The following is a 25,342-nucleotide window of genomic DNA, read 5'->3' as shown; positions in this document are numbered from 1 at the left end:
CTTATTCCAACCGAGAAAGCCTTTCTGACGAAGATTTGAGGCGTTTGGCCGCGCCTTTCGACGTGGAAACCTATTCGAGCGGCGTCCAGGTGCCGTCGTCATTGCGACAGGCCGCACCCCTTGCCATCGTGGGTTTGCTGTCGACCGTGACGGTGTGGGTATATTGCCGGCAATTCTGCGAACCGACCTGATAGGGCGCGGCGGGAATAACCTCGCCACTTGCATTCCTGCCCTTCCATGCCACAGGCTGGCCAAGAGGTGAGGTCTCAAGCGCCCGATATTCCGCCTCTAGCGCGCGCTGCTTATCGCCGTCGCTGAGCTTGATACCAGTGCGCTCGACAATGCCGCCATCAAGAGCATTGATGAAGGTTGCGGAGGCTGGAGGCTTCGCAGACGAAAACAGGCTCTTGCCGCCCCCCAAGCCGCTCGTCGTCGAGCAACCGGAAAGCGCAATCGCGGCGAAAAGGGAGGGAGCGACCAGAGAAAAGGTACGAAGCTTCATACAACCGAACCAGTATCAAAAAGCAAAACCATAGGTACTGCGCTGCGGCATCGTCATGACCCACAACGTCTTTTGGCATCATGCCGGGCCTCACGCAACATCCTTCATCAGGCCCGGAAGAATTAAGCTCGCGCGAAGTCCGCCCCAGGTGCCCCGGGACAGTTCGAAACGGCCCTGATATTCATTGGTGATCTCGCTGACAATCGACAGGCCGAGCCCGGTGCCGGGCTTGCTCTCATCCAGCCTGCGGCCGCGCTTCATCGCCTCGCGAATCTGATCCGGCTCTAGTCCTGGCCCATCATCTTCGACCACCAGTTCCACCCAATGACGTCGCACGGGATCGATGCCCTTGATTTCCGGCGGCGCTTCGCTCGCAGAAAGGCGCACCTTGCGTTCGGCAAAACGGGCGGCATTTTCCAAGAGATTGCCGACGGTCTCCTCCAGATCCTGCTGCTCCATGGCGAGCGCCAGATTGGGCGAGACGGTGAGCTCGAATTCCTTGTCGGCATTCAGCCGTCGCATGACACGGACGAGCCGCTCCAGCGCCGGCTCGGCCTCAGTGCGGGCCAGCACGGATTCACGCTGCGCGGCGATGCGGGCGCGATTGAGATAGGATTGCACCTGGCCTTGCATCGCTTCCGCCTGGTTCTTCACCAGATCGCCATGCGAACGCTCGAGCACGCGGGATTCGTTCAGAAGGACCGCGATCGGCGTTTTCAACGAGTGGGCGAGATTGCCGACCTGCATGCGGGCACGCTCGACGATGCGCCGGTTGCTTTCGATCAGCGCATTGACCTCGTTGGCAAGCGGCAGGATCTCTCGTGGGAAATCGCCTTGCAGCCGCTCGCTGTCGCCGGCACGGATGCGCTCCAGCGCTGCGCGGGCCTTATCGAGCGGCTTCAGGCCGTAAAGAATGGCGAGCGCATTGACGATGAGACTGCCGACACCGAAGCCGACCAGCGCGAAATAGAGGCTATGGGAGAAATTACGGACATCGTCCTCGACGACAGCGACATTGCCTGTGACGCGAAACCGAGCCGCGTGGTCCGTATCGAACTGGATTTCGGTTTCAGCCACCTGCACGCGGTTTCCGAAGGCATCCGTGACGATGTAATAGCGCTGGTATTGCTTGTCGAAGGGTGCCTCCAGCACCGACAACACCGGCAGGTTCGACGCACCCAGCGACGGCGATACCAGCGGTGTCGCGGTATAGGTGCCGAGCGGCTCGACTATCCAGTACCAGCCGGTCTTCGGCTGGGCGAAGCGCAGGTCGCCAAGTTCCGGCTTGCCTGATAGCCCACCCTGATCGCCGATTGTGACCGAATTGATGACACTGGAGAGCTGTGCACGCAACAGGTCCTGAAAACCGCGCTCGGCGCTCTTGCGGTAGATATTGGAGATGACGAGGCCGATCACCACCAGCGCCACGGCAGACCAGAGTGTGGTCAACAGCAGGACGCGAGCGGTGAGCGACTTAATTCGCATTGGTCGGAGCTTGGATTCGGTAACCAAGGCCGCGGACCGTTTCAATCAGATCGACACCCATCTTCTTGCGCAGACGACCGACGAAGACTTCAATCGTGTTGGAATCCCGGTCGAAATCCTGGTCGTACATGTGCTCGACAAGCTCTGTGCGCGAGACGACCTCGCCCTTGTGATGCATGAGATAGGCAAGCAGGCGATATTCATGGGAGGTGAGCTTGAGCGGCTTGCCGTCGACGGTCGCCTTCGAGCTCTTGGTATCGAGCCGCACGGGGCCGCAGACAATTTCCGAGGAAGCATGGCCGGCGGCGCGGCGGATCAGAGCACGGATGCGCGCCAGCACCTCCTCGACATGGAAGGGCTTGGCAACATAGTCGTCCGCGCCGGCATCGATGCCCGCCACCTTGTCGCTCCACCGGTCGCGGGCGGTCAGAATCAGCACCGGCACCGTGCGCCCGGCGCCGCGCCATTTCTCCAATACGGTGATGCCATCCATTTCAGGCAGGCCGATATCCAGGATGATCGCGTCATAGGGTTCGGTATCGCCGAGGAAATGCCCTTCTTCACCGTCGAAGGCCGTATCGACGACATAACCTGCCTCTTTCAAGGCCTCGGCAAGCTGACGATTCAGGTTGGTATCGTCTTCGACAATAAGAATGCGCATGTTTGGACCCAATTTCCCCGGTTCGAAAAACACTACTGTAAATCGAGCTACAGTGGAATCACGGAAACAATAAGAATTTGTGTGGGATTCAAGGCTTTAGAACGTCCGCCGGGCATTATGATTCAACGCGTCCACGATCACATCGGCACTTTCATCGTCACCTTGCGGGGGCGCTGCCCGTTGCCCTGCACCAAAACGGTGATGATGCAGCTGTCGCCGGCCGGTTGTGCGGACAGGAGCTGCCCGCCGGTCTTCTCAACGACCTCGGCGGCAGCCTCGCTACAGTCGCTGTTGGCGCGAGCCACCAGGGTCGACGTCGGCGCTGGCAGAACAGCCGAGCCGGCCATGACGAGGGCCGCCGCTGCTATGCTTGAAAATGAGGCCATGCTTCGGACTTCCCACAGGGATATTAACTTGGTGATTATTTACCCAAACACGTCTGAATGGCAAATGAATGGGCTGTAATTTTCGGCCCGCTGCGCAAGCAAGGCACACAACCTGTTTCTTAACTATTTGAAATGATTGAATGCAAAGTGGCAGGCTCGCCACGACGGCAACCGATTGGCGTTCCATCGCCCCGCATCGATACAATCTATCAGCGATATGCGAAGCGAGGTGCATATTTGGCTTCGAAGCACCCTTCTTCGAGCCGCAGGCTCAGTCATTTTTAATCATTCTTGCTTATCATCTGCCCGTGGGTGCGACATGGGCATGCACGCCGCCATAGGCCGATGGACACCGGCCTTCAAGCGCTTTGCCGAGGCAAGGCGCGGGGATTTCCTTGAGTCCTTTGAATCGCTTGGGGCGATTTCCTCTCACGTCGAGTCCGGAACTTCAAAGGTTGATTGAAGAGCCTCACGCAGAGAGTCTAGAGATCAACAATCCGATTCCGCTCGAATGCCCAATCCATTGAAATGGCTGGCGGGAGCCGGTCCCGGTGGCGCGCGTTCAGAACGGCTCGCGGACGGCCTTCGTGGTCTCATAATCGGCGGCGATCCGCATTTCGCGCAGCGGACGAACGCGCTCGATGGACCGCTGATAGTTTGCATGCGCCTTATAGGCGGCAAGCGCCGCCTCATCATCGAATTCGCCATAGACGACGAGATCGACTTCGGTTCCGAGCTGGTCGGTCTTCACATTCATGCCGATTTCCAGGAGCCGCGCATGCGGAATGGCTGTCAGGATCGAGAGGCCGGAGCGGACCTCCTCGAGATTGGCGCGATCAGGAACGGTGAAGAAGACGATATGACGGATCACGCGGCGGCTCCTTGTGCATATGCGAGGGCATGGCGCGATACCATGCGTATAGGCGCAATTCAATAAATTGACCGCTTCGCTTCCGTGGCCGTTTCGTCGCAGGCCACGCAGGCTGCCATTTACCGCATGGCGGCGGAGCGTGTTATCATCGTGGCCATGACCGACGAGGATCTTATATCCCTTGCCCTCGGCCTGCCGGAGGCGGCAGAGAGCTCACACTTCGGAACCCGCGATTTTCGCGTTCGGGGCAAGATCTTCATGACCCTTCCAGGCCCGGATTTCTGCGTCGTCAAGCTGACACCCGACCAGCAGCAAATGGCATTGGCAACCATGCCTGGCGACGTCATGGCCGTGCCGGGCGGCTGGGGCCTGAAGGGCTCTACGCGGCTGTTCCATCACGATGCCGATCATGAGGCGATCAAGTCACTGGTGCATCGCGCATGGCGAAACGTGGCGCCGAAATCTATGGCTTTGCCGGAGGATTAGGCTCCATGTCATCTTCCGCGGTCAGCGGCCAATCGACGACGTAATCCTCGAAATCCTCGACATCGACATCGTTCTCGCTGACGGTGCGTCCTCGGGCGGAAACACCGGCGATATGCACCGTTTCCGGATCGCCCGAGATCAGCGGGTGCCACCAGTAGAGATCACGACCTTCCTCGACGAGACGGTAGGCGCAGGTGGGCGGCAGCCAAGCCAGCCCCGGCACCTTCTCCGGCGTCAGCTGCACGCAGTCCGGCACGAAATCCCAACGGTTCGGATAGCTGGTGCAACGACAGCTTTCACCATCCATGAGCTTGCAGCGGACGGAGGTGAAATAGACGTCACCACTATCCCAGTCCTCGAGCTTGTTGAGACAACAGAGACCGCAGCCGTCGCAAAGGCTTTCCCATTCCGGCGAGCTCATTTCCGCCAGGGCCTTGGTTTTCCAGAAGGGTAACTCGTCTGTCATCATCGTCGTCCTCGCACCCGACAAGGAGAATTCGGGCTGCGGCATGCATGTCTCTTGTTCTTTTCTCTAAATCAACCAATTATTCAAATAGCCGTTCTATGAGATAATGAGCTTTGTGTGTGCCGCAAGGAAGCACACAGCAATATTGTGGTCGGGAAGTAGAGCGTGGAAGACCCATCCAATCCAGAAAACGGGCCGAAGGCGGAGCCTGAGACGCAGAAGGACAGCGGGGCCGAAAGGCCGCGGCGGCGGAAACGCTACTTCTTTCTGCGCCTCGATTCATGGATCGACTCCACCTTGTGGAGCGCCGGCTTTCGTCTTGCGGAAGCCTGGGAGGAGATCACGATCTTCTTCCGCCGTTTCCGCGTGCGTGGCTGGAAACGCATCGTTTTCGAGCTGCTTGGCGAAGGCCTGACACTGGGTGCGGCCGGTTCGGTCGTGATGCTGATGCTCGCCATGCCCGCCTTCGAGGCGACGCAGGGCGACTGGCGCAATCGCGGCAATTTCGCCGTCACCTTCCTCGACCGCTACGGCAATGTCATCGGCCACCGCGGCATCATTCATGAAAATTCCGTGCCGGTCGACCAGCTGCCGGACTATTTCGTCAAGGCGGTGCTCGCCACCGAGGACCGGCGCTTCTTCGACCATTTCGGCATCGACGTGTTCGGCCTGTTCCGCGCGGTGACCGTCAATGCGCAAGCCGGCGGCGTCGTCCAGGGCGGCTCGACGCTGACGCAGCAGCTTGCCAAGAACATCTTTCTCAGCAACGAGCGCTCCATCGACCGCAAGATCAAGGAAGCCTTTCTGGCGATCTGGCTTGAGGCCAATCTCTCCAAGAAGGAGATCCTGAGCCTCTATCTCGACCGCACCTATATGGGTGGCGGTACATTCGGCGCGGCGGCAGCCGCGCAATTCTATTTCGGCAAGAGCATTGCCGACGTCAATCTGGCGGAGGCTGCGATGCTGGCCGGCCTGTTCAAGGCGCCGGCGAAATATGCGCCGCACGTCAATCTGCCAGCCGCCCGCGCCCGCGCCAACGATGTGCTTTCCAACCTTGTTCAGAGCGGGCTGATGACGGAGGGGCAGGTGATCGCCGCGCGCCGCAATCCGGCCTCCGTCGTCGACCGCGCCCAGATCGAATCCCCGGACTATTTCCTCGACTGGGCCTTCGACGAAGTGCAGCGGCTCGCGACGCGGTTCCCCGAGCGCTCGCTGATCGTTCGCACCACCATCGACATGGGGCTGCAGAAGGCGACGGAAGATTCCGTCCAATCCAGCCTGATGGAGTTCGGCGAACGTTACCATGCCAAGCAGGGCGCCAGCGTCATGATCGAAAATGGTGGCGCCGTTCGCGCCATGGTCGGCGGCAGCGACTACGGCGAGAGCCAGTTCAACCGCGCGACCAAGGCGCTGCGCCAGCCGGGCTCCTCCTTCAAGATCTATACTTACTCCGTCGCGATGGAGAACGGCATGACGCCGACATCCACCATCGTCGACGCGCCCATCAGCTGGGGCAACTGGAGCCCGCACAATTACGAGAACCGCTATGAAGGCAAGGTGACGCTGACGCAGGCGATCACGCAGTCGATCAATACGATCCCGGTGCGGCTGGCGAAGGAGAAGTTCGGCATCCAGCCCATTCGCAACATGGCCAAGGCCATGGGCGTGGAAACGCCGATCCGCAACGACAAGACCATTCCGATCGGCACCTCGGAAGTGACCGTTCTCGACCAGGCGACGGCCTATGCCGTCTTCCCCGCCAACGGTATGCAGTCGCGGCGTCACGGCATCGATCAGATCGCCGGCTATGACGGCAAGGTGCTCTATGACTTCAGTCACGACGAGCAGTCGGCCAAGCGCGTCCTCAGTGAAAAGGCGACGTCCTACATGAACCAGATGCTAACGCAGGTTCCGGTCATCGGCACCGGCCGCAGAGCCGCGCTCGACAACGGCATCGTGGTCGGCGGCAAGACCGGCACCACGCAGGCCTATCGCGATGCATGGTTCATCGGCTTTACCGGCAACTACACCTGCGCCGTCTGGTTCGGCAATGACGATTATACCTCCACGAACAACATGACGGGCGGCACGCTGCCGGCCATGACCTTCAAGAAGATCATGGACTACGCGCATCAGGGCATCGTGCTGAAACCCATACCTGGCATCAGCAACCCGTTCCCGGTCCAGAAGCCGCAAACCGTTGCGGCCAAGAAGCCTGCCGATGCCTCCAGTCCCAGCCTGCCTCCGCTCGTGCGGCCGCGCTCCCTCTCGGTGGATTCGACGAACATCCTGCGCAATATCGGCGAAAGGCTGAAAGCCGCGAACCGGCTCGGAGCGCAGAAAGTGGCGACGGCGGAATAGAGATCACCCCAGCGAGATGAAAACGGAGGACGCACATGCGGCCTCCCGGACGTGTTTTCCAACGAAAATACGAGGGAATATGCCGCGTCGCATCAAGGCCGACCGATGGGCTGATGGCCCGACAGCAGCTGGTGTTTCGGCCGCGGACCGCTTTGTTCTTCTATCGGCTGCATTTCTGTATGACTGCGGTCCGAGAGCGTCCTGCCCTTCCCCCTACCGTCAGAATCAGGAATAAATCGACATTGATTTGTCACGAGGACGATCTTAGGGTGTTCCGAGTTCCCCTTCTTGTTGCGCTTTCGCTTGTCATCGCCTTTGGCGGCGGTATCGTGTTCACGCTCCTGGCGCTGGATGCGACCTCCGGTTTCGGTGCGATCAAGCTCGGTGCCTGGCAGGCATTTCCGGAAATGCAGACGGCCGATGCGGATCCTTATGCGAAATCCCACAGGGCTCGTGGCGGGCGGTTGCTCTATGGCACAGCGGAAGGGCTCGTGTTTACCGCTTCCGACGACGATGCCGGCGCGCGATTGATGGCGAATTGCAGCTATCGCATCAGCGGCCAGACGCCGCCAGCGAGGCTCTGGACGCTGTTCATCTCGGGCAATGACGGGCAACCGATCGAAGGCGCCGCCGGACGTCCTTCCACTATCAATTCCTGGATCGTCCTGCGCAATCCGGATTCAAGCTTCAGCATCACGGTTTCACCCAATGCCCAGGCGGGCAACTGGCTCGCCTTGCCGGCGGCCGGGAATTTCCGCCTGATATGGACGCTGCTGGATTCGCCGGCGGCCGGCAATTCCGGCCTGATCGATCTTGGCATGCCGAAACTCGAAAAAATCGGGTGCGGCAATGTTTAGATTCGTTTTCGCGATCCTGACCGGCCTGTTCGGAGCAGCTTTGCTGCACATCGTCATCATCCTGTCATTGCCGCATTTTTCCGACCGCGATGCCTATACCCGCGTATCGGACGAGGGCGACGAGAACCACTTCTACATGCTCGACGAAAAGGATGACGAGGCGGGGCTTTCGAACACCGATCCCTATATCCGTACCGCCGTCTGCGCATTCGACATCGAGGACACTCCCGTTCATTTGACCGCGAAAGGCAAGGTGCCGTTCTGGTCGCTCGCCGTCTATGATGCCGCATCGAATGAAGTGTTCAGCATGAGCGACCGCACGTCCGTCGGCGGCGCGCTCGACTTGCTGCTCGCATCCCCCGTCCAGCTCACGGGCATACGCAAGGCGTTGCCGCCAGCCCTCGCCCAATCGATCCTGGTGGAAGTGCCGCGCGCCCAAGGCTATGCGGTGCTGCATACGATGGCGCCGCAAGGCAGCTTTGATAACGCCGCCCGCGAATTCCTATCGGAAGCGGGTTGCGACGAATTTGACAATGGCTGAGATGACTGAGGCTGAGATAACTGAACTTCGGGCGGCAAGGGGATTTGCGCGATCTTGCGCGCCGTCTCGCCGCAATGGGGAGACGGCTGAATTATATCAGCAACCAGTAGGTGCGCACATGGATACGCTCTGCCCGAAACGGAAGGGCGTTACTTTCCTTTTGCCCGCTTCGGTCCGGCTCCCGGTCGATGGGTGGGCGTGTCCAGATGTTCGTAGCGCACGCCGGTGAACAAAAGTATCTTTGCTTCCACCGGCTCCTTCTGGGCGCGCGGCGTCAAGCGCAATCGCCAATCCAAAAGAGATATGATCTTTGCCATTCTCGTCTCCATTTACGTCTCGAGACGGATGAACTTGCGACTTGATTTCACCCTGCCCGCCGCTGAAGCGGGCTGACGCTCCCCTCCATTTCAGCCTTGTTCTTTCGGCTGCAATAGAGGCATTCGCGCCTTCTCACGGCATTTCCCTGACACCGTGGCATGGCTGCCGCTTGCGACCTCCATGCTCCCTCTACACTTGCTCACATTCTGCCAATCGCTGCTTTCAGCCGGAATTCAGACATATCGCAGTTAACAGAATGCTAATCATCGTCGCTCGTCACCCTCGGCATGACTCGTCATGCTCTAATAACGCTGTGACGGCGACTTTAGTTTCATCGGCCGGCGAAAAATCGCCAGGGCGAATTTTTATAAGAAAGCAAGCGATATCATATTCTTACGCAAGCGGATGGGGTTACCGGAAATGGAAATTCAGTCGATGCGTTGCAGAAAAACGTCACGCAAATATTATTTGCGCTCACGAAAAATTAACGTATTGTAAGGTCGAAATTCGAGGGCGATCAATGAACGGGGCGGGCAATTCCGTCTTTTCTCCAGAGGATGTCATCGTCCTGCGCGGTGCGCTTGACAAGTGGTGTCTGGAAAAGCGGATCGATATAAAAAGTGCCGAAGCCGAGTTTGCGGCGACGGCCGCAATCGGCCTTTTTCAATCGGGCTACAATACCGCGGAAAAGCTGCTCGCCGCCATGCGCGAGCATAAGGGCATCTGAACTATCCTCACTCCCATCACGGTACCAGCCGAAGCCCCTGACGGCGTTTCGCAGGCGTGGTTGTATGCCTGTCCCAACCTTTTCAAACGAAGCCCTCATAGGTTGAGCACCCATTCGGACGCGCGTCCTGCGAAAGCTTATCCACAGGAGGTCTGGCCCGTTAAACCGCCGTGGATACGGCCCATGTCAGGCAGTTACCCCCGCGCAAGCTTAACGCGCAATTTCTATTCGGATTTTAATAAAGTTTTCACGAACCATTAACCCTGGCGGCCTTAGTCTTTTGCGAAAGCCAGATAAGGACGACCGTGTCCATACCCGTTTCGACAATCGCCGCCGAAGACGCCTTCTTCATCGAAAGGGCCGTCTGGCACGATCGGAAAGAAGTGCTGCGGGATCCATGGTCGGCCATCCGGCTCCCTGCTTTTTTGTTCCGAGTATCAGTATGGGTGTTGGCGTGCGTGACCGGTTTCGAGACCTTGAAGAGCCTGCGACAGTCCGCAAGAAGGACGTGGTTCTGATGGCAACGATCACCAGCTTCGAAAGCATGGGGCACCCATCCAAATCGGAACTCCGTCAATTCGCCGAGCTTTTCACGCCCGTCTTCCAGGCGTCTTCGGAAGAGGCGAAGCGGCAGGCCGTCGCGGCCCTTTCCCAATGCCAGACAGTGCCGCAGGCGGTTGCGCTATTCATCGGCTGTCAGCCGATCTCCATCGCCGCCCCTTTCCTCACGGGTTCGCCGGCGATCGATGACGATACGCTGATCACCATCGCCCGCACGCAGGGCGCCGTCCATGCGCGGGCCATCGTCCGCCGGCCGTCTCTCTCCCCCAAGGTCATCGACGCTCTCGTTGGCCTGCACCAGGCCGAGCCGGAGCGCGGCATGACAATGCCGGAACAGCAAGCGGAGGCTGTTTCGGCGCAGGCAGAGATGACGGAAACCGAACGGCTGTCGCGCGAAGAAGTCTTACGCCAGCAGATCAAGCAGGCTGCCCGCCATATGGGCCGCGACGACAAGGATCGCCTCGGCCTACGCAGCCTCAGCGAAACGCAGGAAGCCCTGCTCGTGCGTTTTGCGCGTGAACGCGATGCGCGGCAGTTTGCGACCACGCTTGCCGACGCGCTCTCCTCCAGCCACTGGCTTACGGAACGCATCCTGCTCGACACATCGGGCCAACAGCTTGCCGTCACGCTCGTCAGCCTCGGCATGGGCATCGCGGATGCCGTCTATTCGCTCGAGCGTTTCTATCCGCATCTGGCGGAACGGCACGGCAGCGTCAGCCGGGCATGGCTCGTGCTCGACGGCATCGATGCCGAAGAGAGCCAGGCCCGCGTCGAGGCGTGGCGTCGCGCCGACAGCTACACCTATCTGCCGCAGGAAAAGCCGGCACAGCGGCCCGCAGCGCCATTGTTTGGCGCGAAATCCGGTTCTATCCGCGAATTGCGCGTCGCAAACCGGCGATAGAGACGGGTCAATCCAGCGGATTGGAGCGCAAACCGGCTAAAGGGACTATATCGGCGATATCGTCCGTCTCCAGTTCGACGATCCACAAATCCGGATCGAACTTCAGCTCGCGATCGAGCGTCTCGCGGATGTCCTGCGGCTCCTTCCGCTCGCTGCGGATTTCGAAGAGCCTCATTCCGCTCCCCTCGCCATCGAACAGGCTCTGCGGAGCAGGTGCGTAAAGGGTTTCCGATCCATCACGGAATCGCTGCCGAATGAAGATCGCGCCCGCCTGCTCCTCACCCTTTCGCTCGACGGCGGCAAAATCGCCACGGGCGAATAGGCGGCGGACTAGAGCGGAAACAAAGATGTCGCTGCGCAATCTCATAGGCGAGCTATAGCGGCGAGAGGCGGCCAAGGCAATTCAAGCCGGTTCGGAGTGCATCGATATGCGGAGTTTGCAGATATGCTCTCGATAGGCCTCAGAGCGCGCCGATATCCTGCAGTTTTTTCAGAACCGCCATGTTCGGCTCGCCGGTCTCCGGCAGACGATAGTGCTTCTGGAAGCGGCGGATGGCCGCCTTCGTCTGCTCTCCGGCAACGCCGTCGATGCTGACATTGCTATAGGCGATGTTGGTCAAGCCTTTCTGGATCTGCATGACCAGATTGACCTTGTTGACCGCATCGCCCGGGGCGGCCTTCACCGCGACGGCACCGGTCTTCAGGCCCTTGTCCGCATTCTGAATGGCGGCGGCGACCGGATCGACAGCATCCGGGGTGGCGGAGACATTGACGGGACGCTCGGCAGGCACCGCGGCGGCACCTGCCCTGCCGCCAGCCGGCGTCGTGTCGGCAACATTGCCGGCCTTCAGAGCCGCCAGAAGCTCCGGCGTCGGGACACCGGTCTGCGCCAGGCCCGAGGCTTCCTGGAAGAAGAGAATGGCTGATGTCGTGCGCGATCCCGGCTTTCCATCGGCAACGCCATCATAAAGCCCGTGACGGATAAGTTCCGCCTGCACGTCGGCAACCAGCTTCGATGGGGCAGCGGACGGGTTGGCTATCTGCCCGCTTGACGCAGGCGTGGCGGGATCGGAAGCCGAATCCTGCCGCTCTATCCGGAATGTCGTGACGTTGCCGCCATCGGCCTGCTGTGCATGCAGGAACGATTTGCGGCCGGGAATCTGATAGGGCGAGCCTGGATCACGCGTGCGCAGCATGGGCGATGGGTGCGCACCGGTCTGATACCAAAGTGCATTCGCGGTCACGAAGCCGAAAATACCGAAGAAGAGTGCGACACCGCCGGCAACGGCAGGATGACGGCCGACCGCGCCGCCGATCGCACCGGCGAGCGCGCCCACACCGCGAAGGCCGAGGCCGCCCAGCGCGGTACCGCCGCGCAGGCTCAGGCTGCCCAGGGCAACCGCTCCGCGAGAAGCGAGACCAGGCTGCTTGCGCCTGCCCTTTCCTCTTCCCTTAGGCGATTTTCGCTTTTGCGGGGCCATTCATCTCTTCCTTGTTTCGCCCTTCGTCTATCTCCACAGTATGTTTCAGGCGCGGCGGAAAATCGACGGGACGATTGACATCCACAGGCTGCTGCATCGTCACGACACCGGAGCCGTCGAACGGAATGAGGATGGTAATCACCGTGCCCTCTCCCGGTGCGCTGGCAATGGAAAAGCTTCCGCCGTGCAGGCCGACGAGGCCCTTGACCAGCGACAGGCCGAGACCGGTGCCGGCGTAACGGCGCGTATAATCGTTCTGGATCTGCACGAAAGGCTGACCGAGGGAGGCCAGCCGCTCGCTTGCGATGCCAATCCCCGTATCGCCGATCGACAGCTTTAGCATGCCATCGGTCAATGCCGCATCGACGGTAATCGCGCCACCCGCATCGGTGAACTTGATGGCATTGCCGACAAGGTTGATGAGGACCTGCTGGATGGCGCGCTGGTCGGCAACGATCTCGCCAAGGCCGCGCTGGACGCGGCTCGTCAAGGTCAGGCCCTTCTCCTTCGCCTGCAGGCCCAGCATCGCTTCGCATGTCGCGATGGAATCCCCGATCGAGAAGGATTCGGGCAGCAATTCGTAGCGGCCCGCCTCGATCTTGCTCATGTCGAGCATGGTATTGACCACCGACAGCAGATGCGCGCCCGACTGGCGGATCAGGCCGACATATTCACGCTGGCGGTTATTTTCGAGCTTGCCGAAATATTCTCCGCTGAGGATGTCGGAGAAACCCAGGATCGCATTGAGCGGCGTGCGTAGTTCATGGCTGACAGCGGCAAGGAAACGCGATTTCGCGTCGTTGGCCGATTCCGCCTCCGCGGTCTTGCGGGCTGCGTCTTCACGAAGCTGCTGATCCTGGGAGATGTCGCGCAGCTGGCTGACGATTGCGGTCAGGCGCCCCTCGCCGTCGCGGCGCGCCGTCAGCTCCATGCGGACATGGACGAACTGTGCATCGCCGCCGACAACAGCGGAACGCTCCAGGCGCAGGTCTGCGCCGTAAGAATCCCTGCCCTGGCGAAGCACATCGATCGCCTGCAGGAAGACGATGCGATCCGAGACGTGGATCTGCTCGACGAAGCCGCGGCCTGTGGGATCGCGCATCCAGCTCAGGAATTCGACACGGTCACGACCGCCGACGGTCGTCACGTTTCCTTGCGGATCAAGCAGCAATACCAAGCCGAAGGCGGCTTCCAGCATCAGGTCGCGGTGCTCGACGACGACGGCCTCCGCGGGAAGGGACGACGGCCGCTGACGCGACAATGCGATGCTGCCGACGGCCGAAAACAGGAAAGCGGCACAGACCGTGGCGACACCCACGGGCAGGGCCACGGCCGGGCTGGTAATGAAGGAGAGCCCCGCGGGAACAGCGAAGACGGCGACGGACGAGACGAGCGCAAGCCGGCGCAGGATCGCCAGCTCCTGTCCATGAACTTCGCCATTCCCGCTCGTCCGGGAGAGCCAGCTTCCGCCCACCCGGTCCACGAAGGCTCCAGCCCCGACAACCATGTCACTCAATACGCGCACACTACAACCCGTCAAAACGGTCACTTATTGGACTGCACAATAGGCCTCGCGGGCTTAAGGAAAGAATAAAGGAGGAACGCGCCGGACGGCCCGAAAGGCTCCAAAATCCCGTTTTGGCGCAGAATGCCGGACCTTTGTTTTTTGTGGTTAACAGCGGGTAAGCAACGGATTTTATTCGTATTTCCGCCGCGCGTTAACTTTTCTGGCAAGGGCTGCTGCCGCAAAGCCCTGCATATCAACGGCATCGGGCGAGACATGCTTAACATCAATTGCTACAATTTGAACCAAATGCCGCTCAAAGTCGGAAAGCTAAAATTTGAATCAAATTAGCGGAAAATACCGCCGAGTTTTGAAAAGCGCTGTTGTCCTCTGCCGGATAGGCTTCGAAGCAGATCGGACGGGCAAGTCCGAATCGGCCACCGGGCCGAACGACAGAGAGGATGGGCAAGGCGATGTGGTTTCTGATTAGAGCAGGGTTCTGGTTTTCGCTGGTTCTCATGTTCCTGCCGATCTTCGCAAAGCCCCAGGGCGATCCGCGGCCGGCGGGCGAACCGACGGTGCAGGTTTCCGACGCGATTTCGGCTGCCTCGGGCGTCGTTCAATATGTCGGCGCCATGTGCACCGAAAAGCCGGATGTCTGCGTAAAGGGTGGCGAAACGCTGACCGCCCTCGGATATCAGGTAGGTGACGGCGCCCGCGTCGCCTACGACATGCTCGGCCAGCACTTCAAGGATCAGCCCGCAAATGCATCCGCTAATGCCGCTTCGGCTCGCGCAAGCGGCGATCAGGTCGCCGCCATGGCCCAGCCGATGCCGGCCAAGCGCATGACCGCCGCCGAAACGGCCGATGTGGTCGTTACCGGCACGGTCCGGCTGCCATCCTCCGTTCCGCTGCCGACGCCGCGCCCACGCATCTGACGCCCTCTCCTTTGGCCCAGCCTGAACGCCGCGACCAGACCATGGTCAGCGGCGTTCTTTTTTGCCACGGGTTCAAATCGCCTGTCACTTCGCCTATATCCAAGGCATACGGACAATCTGGATCATCGCAATGGCATCGCTTGAAAAGATCATCGAGGACTTTTCCTTCCTGGACGAGTGGGAGGATCGCTATCGCTACGTGATCGAACTCGGCAAGGCGCTGCCCGACCTGCCCGAGGACAAGCGGACGCTGGAAAACAAGGTTCAGGGCTGCGCCAGTCAAGTTTGGCTCGTCACGCATGCCTCCGGCGATCCCGAGAACCCAATCCTGACGTTCGAAGGCGATTCCGACGCTCATATCGTTCGGGGTCTGGTGGCGATCGTGATGGCCACCTATTCGGGCAAGCCCGCCTCTGAAATCGTTGCACTCGATGCACTCGACGTCTTCGGCAAGATCGGTCTTGTGGAGCATCTCTCGTCGCAGCGCGCCAATGGGCTGCGGTCGATGATCAAGCGCATCCGTGAGGAAGCCCGCGTCAGAGCCGCGGCATAGACTCGGATCTACAGCATCCGTTGACAAAAACCCGGCTTGAAAGCCGGGTTTTTCTTTGGTTCAGCAATGGAACTCTCAGCGGCTGCCGCGCTTGCGACGCTGGCCGAGGCCCATTTCCTTTGCAAGACGCGAACGGGCTTCCGCATAGGCCGGGGCCACCATCGGGTAGTCGGCGGCCAGATCCCACTTCTCGCGATATTCTTCCGGCGAAAGACCATGATGGGTCATAAGATGGCGCTTCAGCGACTTGAAGCTACCGCCGCATTCCAGGCAGGTGATCTGATCATCCTGCACGGATTTGCGGACCGATACGGCCGGCTTCTGCTTTTCGACCACGGTTACGGCGGGAACCGGAGCCGAGGTGCTGCTCAAGGCGGAATGTACGTCGGAAATCAAGTTCGGAAGGTCGCTGACCGGTACGACATGGTTGCTGACATAGGCCGCAACGATGTCGGCGGTCAGTTCAACCAGTAACTCCTGCCCGTTGCCAAGGGCCGCGTCTGTCATTGTGTTCTCCTGTTCATCGGCTTGCTTGCCGCGCCGAGTCTCCAAAAGAGCGCAGGGCACAGCGTTGCTGTATAGTCTGCGCCTGGCTACGGAAATCTGCTGATTCCGGAGTTTCCCAGCGCCGAGCAATACGCGCAAACGTATTGCTCGTATTCGTAGCAGCCATCAGCAAGAAAACGGTGCATAACGCCACATTTCCTGCCGCATGAAATCCACCCCTAGACTTCACACGAGGGAAAACCGCCCCTTGCTGCCTGATATCAGAGTTAGCGACCACGATAGCGATCTCTAATCGCTTATCGGAACAAAGTTTTGCTCAGCTTTGTACCAAAGAAAGATAAAAGCATTGAGAGCTTAAACCCGGTCGAGACTAACTTAACATCAGAACTCTACTTGAATCTGAATTAGCACTCTTTACCCAAATGTCCAGTTTTTAATCCCAACATTTCTTCGCAAAAAATTCATCTACAAAAAAGTGGATAACTAATAACGCGAACAGATATTCTTCATTAACAATTTCTGCGTTTGTTAGCCCTTTTTTCCATTCGCGCGTTTCGCGAACTGCCCGTGCCGCAGCAATTCATCGCGCACCGAAGGCGCGGTTAGGCGATGCCCCGCCTTGTGCGCCGCACGCGCAAGGAGATGTGCCGAAATCGGTGCGGTCAGTACGAAAAAGACGAATCCGGCCAGCGCCCGCGCCAATATCGACAGGTCCTGCGAATGAATACCGACCGCAAGTAGCAATAGGCCGGAGCCCACCGTGCCTGCCTTCGATGCCGCATGCATGCGGCTGTAGAGATCGGGAAGGCGAACAATGCCGATGGCGGCAATGAGCGAGAACAATGCGCCGGCCAATAGAAGCATGGCGACCAGGACAGCCCAAAGCAAATCCATCAGCGTCCTCCTTTTTGCGGCTTGTTCCGTTTGCGCGTCTTCTTACTTTCGGAAGCAGCAATACTTTCCGGGCGCGCGACACGGCGGCTCGAAATATCGGATTGCGCCCGCGTCAGGATAAACCGGGCGAAGGCGACGGTGGCGAGGAAGCCGACAAGGCCCAGCGAAATGGCAATATCGATGTAAAGCGTGAAGCCGGTCTTGATGGCGATGACGGCAATGAAGCCGATGGCGATTGCCACCAGCATATCGAGCGCCAGAACCCGGTCCGGCAATGTCGGGCCGGCAACCACGCGATAGACCGTAAACAGGAAGGCGATACTCAAAATGCCGAGCGCCACCATGGCTGCAGCCGAAACGACGGATGCGACCATCATCGGAAGGCCTCCATGATGCGGCGCTCGAAGCCGTCGGCAATGCCGCGCCTGATGGTTTCCGGATCGGAGCAATCGAGCGCATGCACATAGAGTGTCCTGCGATCATCGGAAACGTCGACGGACAGCGTGCCCGGCGTCAGCGTGATGAGGTTGGCAAGCAGCGTGATTTCGAAATCACGGTCGACCGTCAGGGGAAAGGCGAAAATCCCGGGCTTCACATCGATCCTGGGGCTCATGACGGCGACGGCGACGGCCCAGGCGGACTTCGCAAGCTCGGATATGAACAGCACCAGCAGCGCAAGGATGCGGCTGATGCGACCGAGATAGAGCACGCCTCCGTAGGACGATCGCACGATCGCGAGCGCAATCGCCGCAAGGACGAAGCCGAAGACCAGATTGATGAAGGAGGCGCTGCCGGTGATGGCGACCCAGACGATGGCAAGCAGCAGATTGAAGATGAAGAGGATCATTGAGCCCCTCCCGCTGTGGGAAAGACTGAGTGCAGATAGGCCGATGGCTGCTCAAGGCCGGCGGCGGCAGCCTGCGTCAGGTGCAGGAGCCACTCCGGAAACAGGCCGACGCCGACAACCAGCAGCGAAAGAGCAAGAAGCGGCAAAGCGGCCTGCCACGTGATCGGCTCCGCCGCTACGCCGCCGTCCGCCGCGGGTCGCCAATAGGCCAGCAGGAACACCCGCCCAAAAACGATCATCGTCAGGAAACCGGCCAGCAGGATTGTTGCGGCGAGCCACCAGGCGCCCGTTGCGAGCGCAGCCTTGACCAGAACGACCTTGGGCCAGAAGCCCGAGAAGGGCGGCAAGCCGCTGATGGCGAAGAAGAGCACCAGCGAGAGGCCGGCAAACCAGCCGCTCCGCCGATAAAGCCCGCCGAGAGCCGCGAGTGAGAAACTGCCGCCGAGCCGTGCCGCCTGCCCCGCAAGCAGATAAAGCGCGGTCATCAACACCATCGAATGCAGCGCATAGAAGATCGCTCCGCTGAGGCCGTCGGCGTTGCCGAGGGCAACGCCCGCCAGCATCGTGCCGATGCCCGATATGACAATATAGCCCAGCATGCGGCGGATATCGTTTGCCCCGAGCGCACCCACCACCCCGGCAAGCATGGTCGCGATGGCGATGACCGTGACCAGCGGGCCGAGGCCCGCCCGCTCGACAGGCAGCAGCATGACCAAAACCCGGATGAGCGCATAGATGCCGACCTTGGTCAAAAGGCCGACGAAAAGCGCCGAAACGGTGATGCGGGGGGTGTGATAGGAAGCCGGGAGCCAGAAATTGACCGGGAAGGCGGCCGCCTTCATGCCGAAGGCCAGCAGGAACAGGCCGGCCAAGGTCGTCAGCGGCGCACTACCGTCACCAGCCCTCGCCTTCATGGCGATATCGGCCATGTTGAGCGTGCCGAAGACAGCATAGAGATAGCCGACGGAGACGAGGAACAGCGTGGTGGCGATGAGATTGAGGACGGCATATTTCAGTGCGCCGTCGATCTGCTGCGGCTCCGAGCCGAGGATCAGCAGACCGAAGGACGAGATCAGCAGCACCTCGAACCAGACATAGAGATTGAAGATGTCGCCCGTCAGGAATGCGCCGCTGACGCCCGCCAGCAACATCATCAGGAAGGGGAAGAAACCGTATCGCCGGCCGCTCACGCTGATTTCGCCGAGCGCGTAGAAACTCGCCAACAGGGCAACGATCGCCGCCGTCAGCGCCATGAGCGCGCCGAAAATATCGACGCTGAAGGCGATGCCGAAAGGCGGCAGCCATCGTCCCATGACCATCGTCACGGCGCCCTCGCTGGCAACCCTGTAGAGCAAGGCGGCGTCGATGAGCACTAGCAATAGCAGGCCGGGAATAGCGATCACGGCATGCCATTCGGTGCGGTTGCGCAACATCAGCAGAATGGCACCGAGCCCGATGCACAAAGCGACCGGCAGGATGACAAGCCAATGTCCCACGGGCACGGGTGCCGCAACGAGCGCAGCGGAGAGATCGACGGGAATATCGGTCGGTCCGGCCATCGCGTCAGTATCCCAAGGGCGGAAGCGGCCGCTCGTCCGGTTCGGCCACCAGCATCTCGCCGGTGTTGTCGGTCTGCAGGTCCTGATAAGCGCGATAGGTCAGGACCAGCAGAAAAGCGAGGAACGAAAACGAAATGACGATCGCCGTCAGGATCAATGCCTGCGGCAGCGGATTGGCGGCTGCATTGTCGAGCGTGCTCGCGCCTTTCTGGATAATAGGAGGCACTTCGGGAGTGACCCGGCCGGCGGTAAACAGCAGAAGGTTGACGGCATTGCCGAGGATGGCGATGCCGAGCATGATGCGGATCGTGAATTTCGACAGCATCAGGTAGATCGCGGCGGCGAAGAAGAGACCGACGACGAGGGCAAAGACAGCCTCCATCAATCCACCTCCCGCTCTTCGAGCGCCAGCGCGATCGAGGTGATGGCTCCGACGACCACCAGATAGACGCCGATATCGAAGAGCATGACGGTCGAAAGCGGCACTTCGACGCCGAAGAGATGCGGATAGATCCAAAGGCCGGTCATGAACGGCACGCCGGAAAAGACGGACAGGAAGCCGGCAAGCGTCGCCGCCAGCAGGCCGAAGCCGGCAATCGCCAGCGGATGAAAGATGATCGCACGCCGGACCGCCGCCACGCCACAGGCAATGCCGTAGATCGCGAGCGCCGAGGCCGCGATCAAGCCACCGATAAAGCCCCCGCCGGGTTCGTTATGGCCGCGCAGCAGCACGAAAACGGAAAAGAGCAGCATCAGGGCGGTCAGAAACGGTGCGGCGGTGCGGAAGATGAGCGTATTCACGAGCGCTCGGCCTCCATCCTGTCGCCAAGACTGGCCTTCTCCTCAAGATCGGGGTCGTTCGTCGCAAGCTTGCGCTCGCCGCCGGCACGGATGCGGATCAACGCCAGTATCGCAAGGCCGGTCATGGCGACGACGGCAATCTCGCCGAGCGTGTCCGTGCCGCGGAAATCGACGATGATGACATTCACCACATTGTCGCCATGCGCGATCAGCTTCGAATATTGATTGAAGAAGGCCGTCAGCGTCAGATCGAACGGCGCTTGGGTCGCCTTCAGCAACAGGAGAGCAAAGCCGATGCCGCAGGCAATCGCCAGTACGGCATGAGCGATCCTGGCGAGCGGCGGCCGGCGATCCGAAGGCGAGAGGCGCAGGCGCGTCATCACCAGGGCCAGGATCACGACCGAAAGGGTCTCGACCATGAACTGCGTGAAGGACAGATCCGGTGCCCCGAACAAAAGGAAGATGACAGCGACGGCAAAGCCCTGAATGCCGAGCGAAACGATCGCCGTCAGCCGGTCTCGCGCAAACACGACCGCGGCAACGCCGATGATGGCGATCAGGAAGATCGCCGCTTCGTGCCATTGCAGGTTCGGCCAGGCGGGCACATGAGGCAATTCGTCGTGGATCACGAGGGGGATCAGCAGCATCGCGGCCAGGCAGAGGAAGGTGACGGTGACGTAGATTTCCAGCCGCCCGGGCTGCAGCACACGCGATGCCGCATGCGATAGCCGCACCAGGCCGGAGATGAATGCGTCGAAACCGCGGTCCGGCCCCGGTCCCAGCATCCGCAGGACAAGGGACATGAGGAAACGGGCGCGGTCGAGCTGCCAATAGACAAGGATGCCGATCAGCACGGTCACGATGGAGAGTGCCAAGGGCACGCCGATATGCGGGGCCAGCGAAACCGCGATCTGCAAACCCTTGCCACCGACGGCGCTCGCCATCGGCGAGGAGACATAAGCGTGCCACGGAGCCGCGAACAAGGCCGAAGCGATGCCGAGCGAGGCAAGCACCACCGGCCCGAGCCAGAGCAAGGGCGGTGCTTCATGCGGGTGGCGGGGTGTCTCGGTCCGCGCCCCCAGGAAAGGCTTCAGCGCCACGGCGAAGGCGATGGCGAACATCAGCGCGTTGCCGGCAACAGTGATGACGGTCAGGATGATCGCGGCCGGCGATGTCTGCGCCAGCGCGGCATAGATCTCTTCCTTGGCGAGGAAACCGAAAGCCGGCGGAAGGCCGCCCATCGACACGGCCGCAACCAAGGCGGCGGCAAAGGTCAACGGCATGGCCGAGCGCAGGCCGCCCAGCCGGGTGATATCACGCGTCCCCGTCTCGTGGTCGACGATGCCGGCGACCATGAACAGGGCGCCCTTGAACAGCGAATGCGCCACCAGATAGAGGACGGCGGCTTCGACGGCATAATCCGTACCGAAGCCGGTGAGCATCACCAGCAGGCCGAGCGAGGAAACAGTCGTATAGGCGAGCTTCAGCTTCAGATCGGTCTGGCGGATGGCAAGCAGGGTTCCGACGAGCAGCGTGGCGGCACCGAAAAGCGGAAGGATGGTCTGCCAGGCCGGCGTATCGCCAAGGACCGGATTGAGCCGCATCACAAGATAGACGCCCGCCTTCACCATGGTTGCCGAGTGGAGATAGGCCGAAACGGGCGTTGGCGCCTCCATGGCATTCGGCAGCCAGAAATGAAACGGAAACTGCGCCGACTTGGTGAAGGCGCCGCCAAGCACCAGGATCAGGGCCACAAGATAGAGCGGGCTCGCACGCACGACATCGCCGGCCTTCAATAGATCGGACATCGCGGCGATGCCGGTTATCTGCCAGAGCAGCAGCAGGCCGGCCAAGAGCAGCAGCCCTCCGCCGCCGGTCACGACAAGCGCCTGCAGCGCCGCCCGGCGAGATGCTTCCCGCTGATGGTCAAAGCCGATCAGGAGGAAGGACGTGATCGAGGTCAGCTCCCAGAAGACGAAGAGCGTCAGGAAACTATCCGCAACGACAAGGCCGAGCATCGAACCCATGAAGAGGAAGATGAAGGAAAAGAAGCGTCCGAGATCCGCGTGCCCCTTCAGATAGCCGCCGGCGTAGAGGACGATCAGCGCGCCGATGCCGGTGATGAGCAAGGCAAAAGTCAGTGACAGGCCGTCGATCAGCCAGGAAAACCGCAGACCGAGGCTCGGTACCCAATCGAAGCCGCCCAATTCAACCCGCCCGGCTGCGATGGCAGGGAGGAATCCCACAAAATGGAGGAAGGCAAGCGCTGGGAGCAACGCCAAGGGCCAGGCCGCGTTATGACCTAGCCGCCGAACAGCGATGGGCGCGATCAATGCACCGAGAAAGGGCAAGCATAGTGCCAGGAATGTCAGGCCCGCGGCGGCGGCGGCCATGTCCCCCCCTTTGCTGAATGATCATCGAATCCGGCAATACCGGAGCTGACCTGAAGGGATAGGCGAAAGGGCACATCGCCTCAAGTCCCGGAAAAGGAAAACCGGACGTAAACCACCGAAATCGGCTTTTGAAACGGCGACCTGTAGAAGTTGCAGGTGTCTGTCGCCGCGGCAGCTTCTTCTCGAACCGCAGGCGCCGACGGGCAATTGCCAATTACGCATAGCTCGCAACGAAGCTGTAACGAACCGATGCTAATTTACGGGCGCTTCTTGAATCGCTATGGAATTTTCGCTGAAAAATGCGCTACTCTTGATCGGTTTGCAGATCCAGCCTCCCGGAAACCGCAATGCTCACCCGCCTGATCGTTCTCCTCCTTCTTTCCCCCGCCTCGGCCTTTGCCGCGGATTGGCGGTCCTATGACAATGCAGGTCTCGGCTATGCGATTGAGCTGCCGCCGGAATTCCATCTTGCGGCTCCTTCCAGCGATATCGATCGGCTCTCGCTGTCGCCGGCGGACCGCTCGGCGACGCTGCAGGTTTTCGGCACGACGATCGCCAATGGCGACTTTGCATCGGAAGCGAATGGTCGCGTAGCACTGGCGAGAGATGACGGCTGGAAGATCTCCTATTCGAAATCGAACTCGCGCGGCATCAGCTTCTCGGGCACCAAGCAGGGGCGCATCGTCTATGTGCGCGGCGTCGCGCTCTGCAACGGAGCGGCGGCCTTCTTCCAGATGGACTATTCGAAAACGGATATGCAGCGCTACGACGCCATTGTCATGCGCCTGGTGCGCAGCCTGCGCTCGACCAGGAAGTGCACGCCGACGGCTGAGATCGTCAAAAGCTTTCCGGCGACAGGCTGAAGCAGGTCAGCACCGCCGAATAATGCACGGCGGCCGCGGCGACGACAAAGCCGTGCCAGATGGCATTCTGGAAACGTAGCTTTTCCCAGACGTGAAAGATGACGCCAAGCGAGTAGATCACGCCGCCGATGACGATGAGCAGCATCGAGGCGAATGGGATATGCATGGAAACCGGCTTGGCGACAAGGATGCCGCTCCAACCCATGGCCAGGTAGAGCAGGATCGCCAATCGGTCGTAGCGCCCTGGAAACAGACACTTCAAGATGATGCCGAAGGCGGCGAAGACCCAGACGGCGATCAGCACGCCGAGCAGTAGCGGTTCCTCGGCTCCCCGCTCGAGAAAGGGCGTGTAGGTGGCGGCGATCAGGACATAGATGAAGGAGTGGTCGAAACGCCGGAGAAACCATTTCGTCCTGGACACCGGCCAGAGATTGTAGGTGAAGGACATTCCGAGCGTCAGCACCAGGCCAACACCATAGATCCACGCAGCTGCAATCCCTCCGTGGGAGCTCCAGACCGTCGCATAGAAGATCAATACGGTCGCGCCGATCAATGCAAAGACGACGCCGACACCGTTGACGATGCTGTCAGCGATAATCTCATAGCGATCATAGGCCCAACGGATGCCCCTGTATTCGGTCATTTCATTCGGTTCCGTTTCCGTCCGAAATCGATCTTTGCACCGGGACAATGAGGAAGCAACTGCGCCAAACGAGCGCATCGATCAATCTTCGTAAACACGCGTATCCACTCCATGCGTCAATGGAAAGCGAACGCTCAATCCGCAATTTATAGTCTTCTGTGAACAATCAAAATCCGCCATATCAGGGTGCAAGTACAGCGGGCCATAGGATATCCAAAGAGGCTATCAACCGGCGAAACCTCCTACCCGCCCCTGGCGGCCATTGCCGCCGACGCCGGTTGCCTTTTAATAGTATCGAGGTTGGAACTGACCATGACCGAAACCGCCCCTTCCTACGCGCTCACCCGCCCCGCCTATGTCGGCCAGTCGCATCTGGTCGTCACCGACCTGCCGCTGGTGTCGCGCTTCTACCGGGACATGCTCGGCCTGAAGGTGATCGAGAAGACGGCGAGTGGCGACGTTCTCGGCGTTGCTGACCATCCCCTGCTGACGCTGACGACGGATCGGGCCGCGACGCGCGCGCCGAAGACGGCGGCGGGCCTCTTCCACACCGCCTTCCTGATGCCGAGCCGCGTCGAGCTGGCGCGCTGGCTTCGTCATGCCGCCCAAAACAATGTCGTGCTGGAAGGCGCATCGGACCATATCGTCAGCGAAGCCATCTATCTCTCCGACCCGGAGGGCAACGGCATCGAGATCTATGCCGACCGGCCACACGGGGAGTGGACCTTCCACGATGACGGCACGGTCGAGATGGCCACCCTCCGGCTCGATCTGCAGACGCTCTACGAAAGCGCGCCCCAGGATCGCTGGGATGGCATGGCTGAGGGATCGGCCATCGGCCATATCCACCTGCAGGTGGGCGATGTGGCGGAAGCCAACGCCTTCTATCGCGACGTGCTCGGCATGAAGGTCATGGCCGCGCGCTATCCCGGCGCGACGTTCCTTGCCACCGGCGGCTACCACCATCACCTCGGCGCCAATACCTGGAACAGCCGCGGCGCCGGCCTGCGCTCCGAACACATGACCGGACTTTCCGACTATACGCTGCGCTTCAACGACAAGGCCGCGCTCCACACGGCCGTAGCCGCCCTGGAGCAGCACGAGATCAAGACGGAAAAGCGCGACGGCGGCGTTTCGCTGCGCGACCCCTGGGGCATCGGGCTGAACCTGATCGCTTGATCTGCCTGAGTCGCTACCATCGCCATGCCCGTTGCGGAACCGGAACGGGCTTTTCGC

29 protein-coding genes are annotated in these 25,342 nt (G+C 60.4%); 10 read left to right on the top strand and 19 right to left on the bottom strand.

What is annotated here, in order from left to right; genetic code table 11:
• Positions 1–70 precede the first annotated feature (70 nt).
• From CCGE531_RS05965 to CCGE531_RS05945, 5 genes are all read right to left on the bottom strand, one after another.
• Positions 71–502: a hypothetical protein gene (locus tag CCGE531_RS05965; RefSeq protein ID WP_120663363.1), complete on the bottom strand. Its 432-nt coding sequence runs from the start codon at positions 500–502 to the stop codon at positions 71–73.
• 90 nt (positions 503–592) lie between these two features.
• Positions 593–1,987, bottom strand: a complete 1,395-nt coding sequence (locus CCGE531_RS05960) for a HAMP domain-containing sensor histidine kinase (protein WP_120663362.1) — start codon at positions 1,985–1,987, stop codon at positions 593–595.
• Positions 1,977–2,648 carry a response regulator transcription factor gene (locus CCGE531_RS05955; RefSeq protein ID WP_120663361.1) on the bottom strand — a complete coding sequence of 224 codons (672 nt, stop codon included), beginning with the start codon at positions 2,646–2,648 and terminating at the stop codon, positions 1,977–1,979. The genes CCGE531_RS05960 and CCGE531_RS05955 overlap by 11 nt, the downstream gene beginning before the upstream one ends.
• 137 nt (positions 2,649–2,785) lie before the next feature.
• Positions 2,786–3,034: a hypothetical protein gene (locus tag CCGE531_RS05950; protein WP_120663360.1), complete on the bottom strand. Its 249-nt coding sequence runs from the start codon at positions 3,032–3,034 to the stop codon at positions 2,786–2,788.
• A 562-nt stretch (positions 3,035–3,596) separates the two neighbouring features.
• Complete coding sequence (locus tag CCGE531_RS05945) at positions 3,597–3,905, bottom strand: Dabb family protein (protein WP_120663359.1); 309 nt, start codon at positions 3,903–3,905, stop codon at positions 3,597–3,599.
• Between the two features lie 156 nt (positions 3,906–4,061).
• Between CCGE531_RS05945 and CCGE531_RS05940 the strand changes: the two genes are divergently transcribed.
• Entirely contained in the window at positions 4,062–4,391 is a 330-nt protein-coding gene (locus tag CCGE531_RS05940; protein ID WP_162943944.1) for an MmcQ/YjbR family DNA-binding protein, read from the top strand.
• Here the strand turns inward: CCGE531_RS05940 and CCGE531_RS05935 are convergent.
• A complete protein-coding gene (locus tag CCGE531_RS05935; protein ID WP_120666537.1) occupies positions 4,369–4,857 on the bottom strand; it encodes a YcgN family cysteine cluster protein in 489 nt (162 codons plus the stop codon). The genes CCGE531_RS05940 and CCGE531_RS05935 overlap by 23 nt on opposite strands.
• Positions 4,858–5,022: 165 nt before the next feature.
• Here CCGE531_RS05935 and CCGE531_RS05930 point away from each other — a divergent pair, with 165 nt between their 5' ends.
• From CCGE531_RS05930 to CCGE531_RS05920, 3 genes are all read left to right on the top strand, one after another.
• Positions 5,023–7,218: a transglycosylase domain-containing protein gene (locus CCGE531_RS05930; RefSeq protein WP_120663358.1), complete on the top strand. Its 2,196-nt coding sequence runs from the start codon at positions 5,023–5,025 to the stop codon at positions 7,216–7,218.
• A gap of 269 nt (positions 7,219–7,487) precedes the next feature.
• Positions 7,488–8,075: a DUF1214 domain-containing protein gene (locus tag CCGE531_RS05925; RefSeq protein ID WP_120663357.1), complete on the top strand. Its 588-nt coding sequence runs from the start codon at positions 7,488–7,490 to the stop codon at positions 8,073–8,075.
• The gene (locus CCGE531_RS05920) at positions 8,068–8,616 is read left to right on the top strand and encodes a DUF1254 domain-containing protein (RefSeq protein ID WP_120663356.1); all 549 of its coding nucleotides are present in this window, start codon (positions 8,068–8,070) and stop codon (positions 8,614–8,616) included. The genes CCGE531_RS05925 and CCGE531_RS05920 overlap by 8 nt, the downstream gene beginning before the upstream one ends.
• A 149-nt stretch (positions 8,617–8,765) precedes the next feature.
• Here CCGE531_RS05920 and CCGE531_RS34135 read toward each other — a convergent pair whose 3' ends face one another.
• The gene (locus CCGE531_RS34135) at positions 8,766–8,933 is read right to left on the bottom strand and encodes a hypothetical protein (RefSeq protein ID WP_162943850.1); all 168 of its coding nucleotides are present in this window, start codon (positions 8,931–8,933) and stop codon (positions 8,766–8,768) included.
• A gap of 521 nt (positions 8,934–9,454) precedes the next feature.
• On the opposite strand from CCGE531_RS34135, the gene CCGE531_RS05915 reads away from it, so the two are divergent.
• Both CCGE531_RS05915 and CCGE531_RS05910 read left to right on the top strand, forming a co-directional pair.
• Positions 9,455–9,661, top strand: coding sequence for a hypothetical protein (locus tag CCGE531_RS05915; RefSeq protein ID WP_120663355.1), 207 nt, complete (start codon positions 9,455–9,457; stop codon positions 9,659–9,661).
• Positions 9,662–10,103: 442 nt separating this feature from the next.
• Positions 10,104–11,123, top strand: coding sequence for a DUF2336 domain-containing protein (locus CCGE531_RS05910; RefSeq protein WP_120666535.1), 1,020 nt, complete (start codon positions 10,104–10,106; stop codon positions 11,121–11,123).
• A gap of 7 nt (positions 11,124–11,130) precedes the next feature.
• Here the strand turns inward: CCGE531_RS05910 and CCGE531_RS05905 are convergent, their stop codons facing one another.
• The 3 genes from CCGE531_RS05905 to CCGE531_RS05895 form a co-directional block, all read right to left on the bottom strand.
• Entirely contained in the window at positions 11,131–11,490 is a 360-nt protein-coding gene (locus CCGE531_RS05905) for a DUF1491 family protein (protein ID WP_120663354.1), read from the bottom strand.
• Between the two features lie 94 nt (positions 11,491–11,584).
• Entirely contained in the window at positions 11,585–12,604 is a 1,020-nt protein-coding gene (locus CCGE531_RS05900) for a peptidoglycan-binding protein (protein WP_120663353.1), read from the bottom strand.
• Positions 12,576–14,111, bottom strand: a complete 1,536-nt coding sequence (locus CCGE531_RS05895; protein WP_205586491.1) for an ATP-binding protein — start codon at positions 14,109–14,111, stop codon at positions 12,576–12,578. Before CCGE531_RS05895 ends, CCGE531_RS05900 begins: the two co-directional genes overlap by 29 nt.
• Positions 14,112–14,581: 470 nt before the next feature.
• On the opposite strand from CCGE531_RS05895, the gene CCGE531_RS05890 reads away from it, so the two are divergent.
• The gene (locus CCGE531_RS05890) at positions 14,582–15,046 is read left to right on the top strand and encodes a DUF5330 domain-containing protein (RefSeq protein WP_120666533.1); all 465 of its coding nucleotides are present in this window, start codon (positions 14,582–14,584) and stop codon (positions 15,044–15,046) included.
• Between the two features lie 130 nt (positions 15,047–15,176).
• Complete coding sequence (locus CCGE531_RS05885) at positions 15,177–15,599, top strand: SufE family protein (protein ID WP_120663351.1); 423 nt, start codon at positions 15,177–15,179, stop codon at positions 15,597–15,599.
• Between the two features lie 75 nt (positions 15,600–15,674).
• Here the strand turns inward: CCGE531_RS05885 and CCGE531_RS05880 are convergent, their stop codons facing one another.
• The 8 genes from CCGE531_RS05880 to CCGE531_RS05845 form a co-directional block, all read right to left on the bottom strand.
• Positions 15,675–16,106, bottom strand: a complete 432-nt coding sequence (locus CCGE531_RS05880; RefSeq protein ID WP_120663350.1) for a MucR family transcriptional regulator — start codon at positions 16,104–16,106, stop codon at positions 15,675–15,677.
• Positions 16,107–16,634: 528 nt separating this feature from the next.
• Positions 16,635–17,003 carry a monovalent cation/H(+) antiporter subunit G gene (gene mnhG / locus CCGE531_RS05875; protein WP_120663349.1) on the bottom strand — a complete coding sequence of 123 codons (369 nt, stop codon included), beginning with the start codon at positions 17,001–17,003 and terminating at the stop codon, positions 16,635–16,637.
• Complete coding sequence (locus tag CCGE531_RS05870; protein WP_120663348.1) at positions 17,000–17,377, bottom strand: cation:proton antiporter; 378 nt, start codon at positions 17,375–17,377, stop codon at positions 17,000–17,002. The genes mnhG and CCGE531_RS05870 overlap by 4 nt, the downstream gene beginning before the upstream one ends.
• Positions 17,374–17,847 carry a Na+/H+ antiporter subunit E gene (locus tag CCGE531_RS05865; RefSeq protein WP_120663347.1) on the bottom strand — a complete coding sequence of 158 codons (474 nt, stop codon included), beginning with the start codon at positions 17,845–17,847 and terminating at the stop codon, positions 17,374–17,376. The genes CCGE531_RS05870 and CCGE531_RS05865 overlap by 4 nt, the downstream gene beginning before the upstream one ends.
• A complete protein-coding gene (locus CCGE531_RS05860) occupies positions 17,844–19,406 on the bottom strand; it encodes a Na+/H+ antiporter subunit D (RefSeq protein WP_120663346.1) in 1,563 nt (520 codons plus the stop codon). The genes CCGE531_RS05865 and CCGE531_RS05860 overlap by 4 nt, the downstream gene beginning before the upstream one ends.
• 4 nt (positions 19,407–19,410) lie before the next feature.
• Positions 19,411–19,788, bottom strand: a complete 378-nt coding sequence (locus tag CCGE531_RS05855; RefSeq protein ID WP_120663345.1) for a Na+/H+ antiporter subunit C — start codon at positions 19,786–19,788, stop codon at positions 19,411–19,413.
• Positions 19,788–20,207 carry a Na+/H+ antiporter subunit B gene (locus tag CCGE531_RS05850; protein ID WP_120663344.1) on the bottom strand — a complete coding sequence of 140 codons (420 nt, stop codon included), beginning with the start codon at positions 20,205–20,207 and terminating at the stop codon, positions 19,788–19,790. The genes CCGE531_RS05855 and CCGE531_RS05850 overlap by 1 nt, the downstream gene beginning before the upstream one ends.
• Entirely contained in the window at positions 20,204–22,600 is a 2,397-nt protein-coding gene (locus CCGE531_RS05845) for a putative monovalent cation/H+ antiporter subunit A (RefSeq protein ID WP_120663343.1), read from the bottom strand. The genes CCGE531_RS05850 and CCGE531_RS05845 overlap by 4 nt, the downstream gene beginning before the upstream one ends.
• Before the next feature lie 347 nt (positions 22,601–22,947).
• On the opposite strand from CCGE531_RS05845, the gene CCGE531_RS05840 reads away from it, so the two are divergent.
• Positions 22,948–23,463 carry a hypothetical protein gene (locus CCGE531_RS05840; protein WP_120663342.1) on the top strand — a complete coding sequence of 172 codons (516 nt, stop codon included), beginning with the start codon at positions 22,948–22,950 and terminating at the stop codon, positions 23,461–23,463.
• On the opposite strand, the gene CCGE531_RS05835 is transcribed toward CCGE531_RS05840, so the two are convergent.
• Positions 23,438–24,106 carry a hemolysin III family protein gene (locus tag CCGE531_RS05835; protein WP_120663341.1) on the bottom strand — a complete coding sequence of 223 codons (669 nt, stop codon included), beginning with the start codon at positions 24,104–24,106 and terminating at the stop codon, positions 23,438–23,440. The two genes, CCGE531_RS05840 and CCGE531_RS05835, sit on opposite strands and share 26 nt — an antisense overlap.
• 312 nt (positions 24,107–24,418) lie before the next feature.
• Here CCGE531_RS05835 and CCGE531_RS05830 point away from each other — a divergent pair, with 312 nt between their 5' ends.
• Positions 24,419–25,285 carry a VOC family protein gene (locus CCGE531_RS05830; protein ID WP_120663340.1) on the top strand — a complete coding sequence of 289 codons (867 nt, stop codon included), beginning with the start codon at positions 24,419–24,421 and terminating at the stop codon, positions 25,283–25,285.
• Positions 25,286–25,342: the final 57 nt, after the last annotated feature.

It is taken from the genome of Rhizobium sp. CCGE531, assembly GCF_003627795.1.
Classification (GTDB): Bacteria; Pseudomonadota; Alphaproteobacteria; order Rhizobiales; family Rhizobiaceae; genus Rhizobium.
This window is presented reverse-complemented; position numbering and strand designations above follow the sequence as displayed.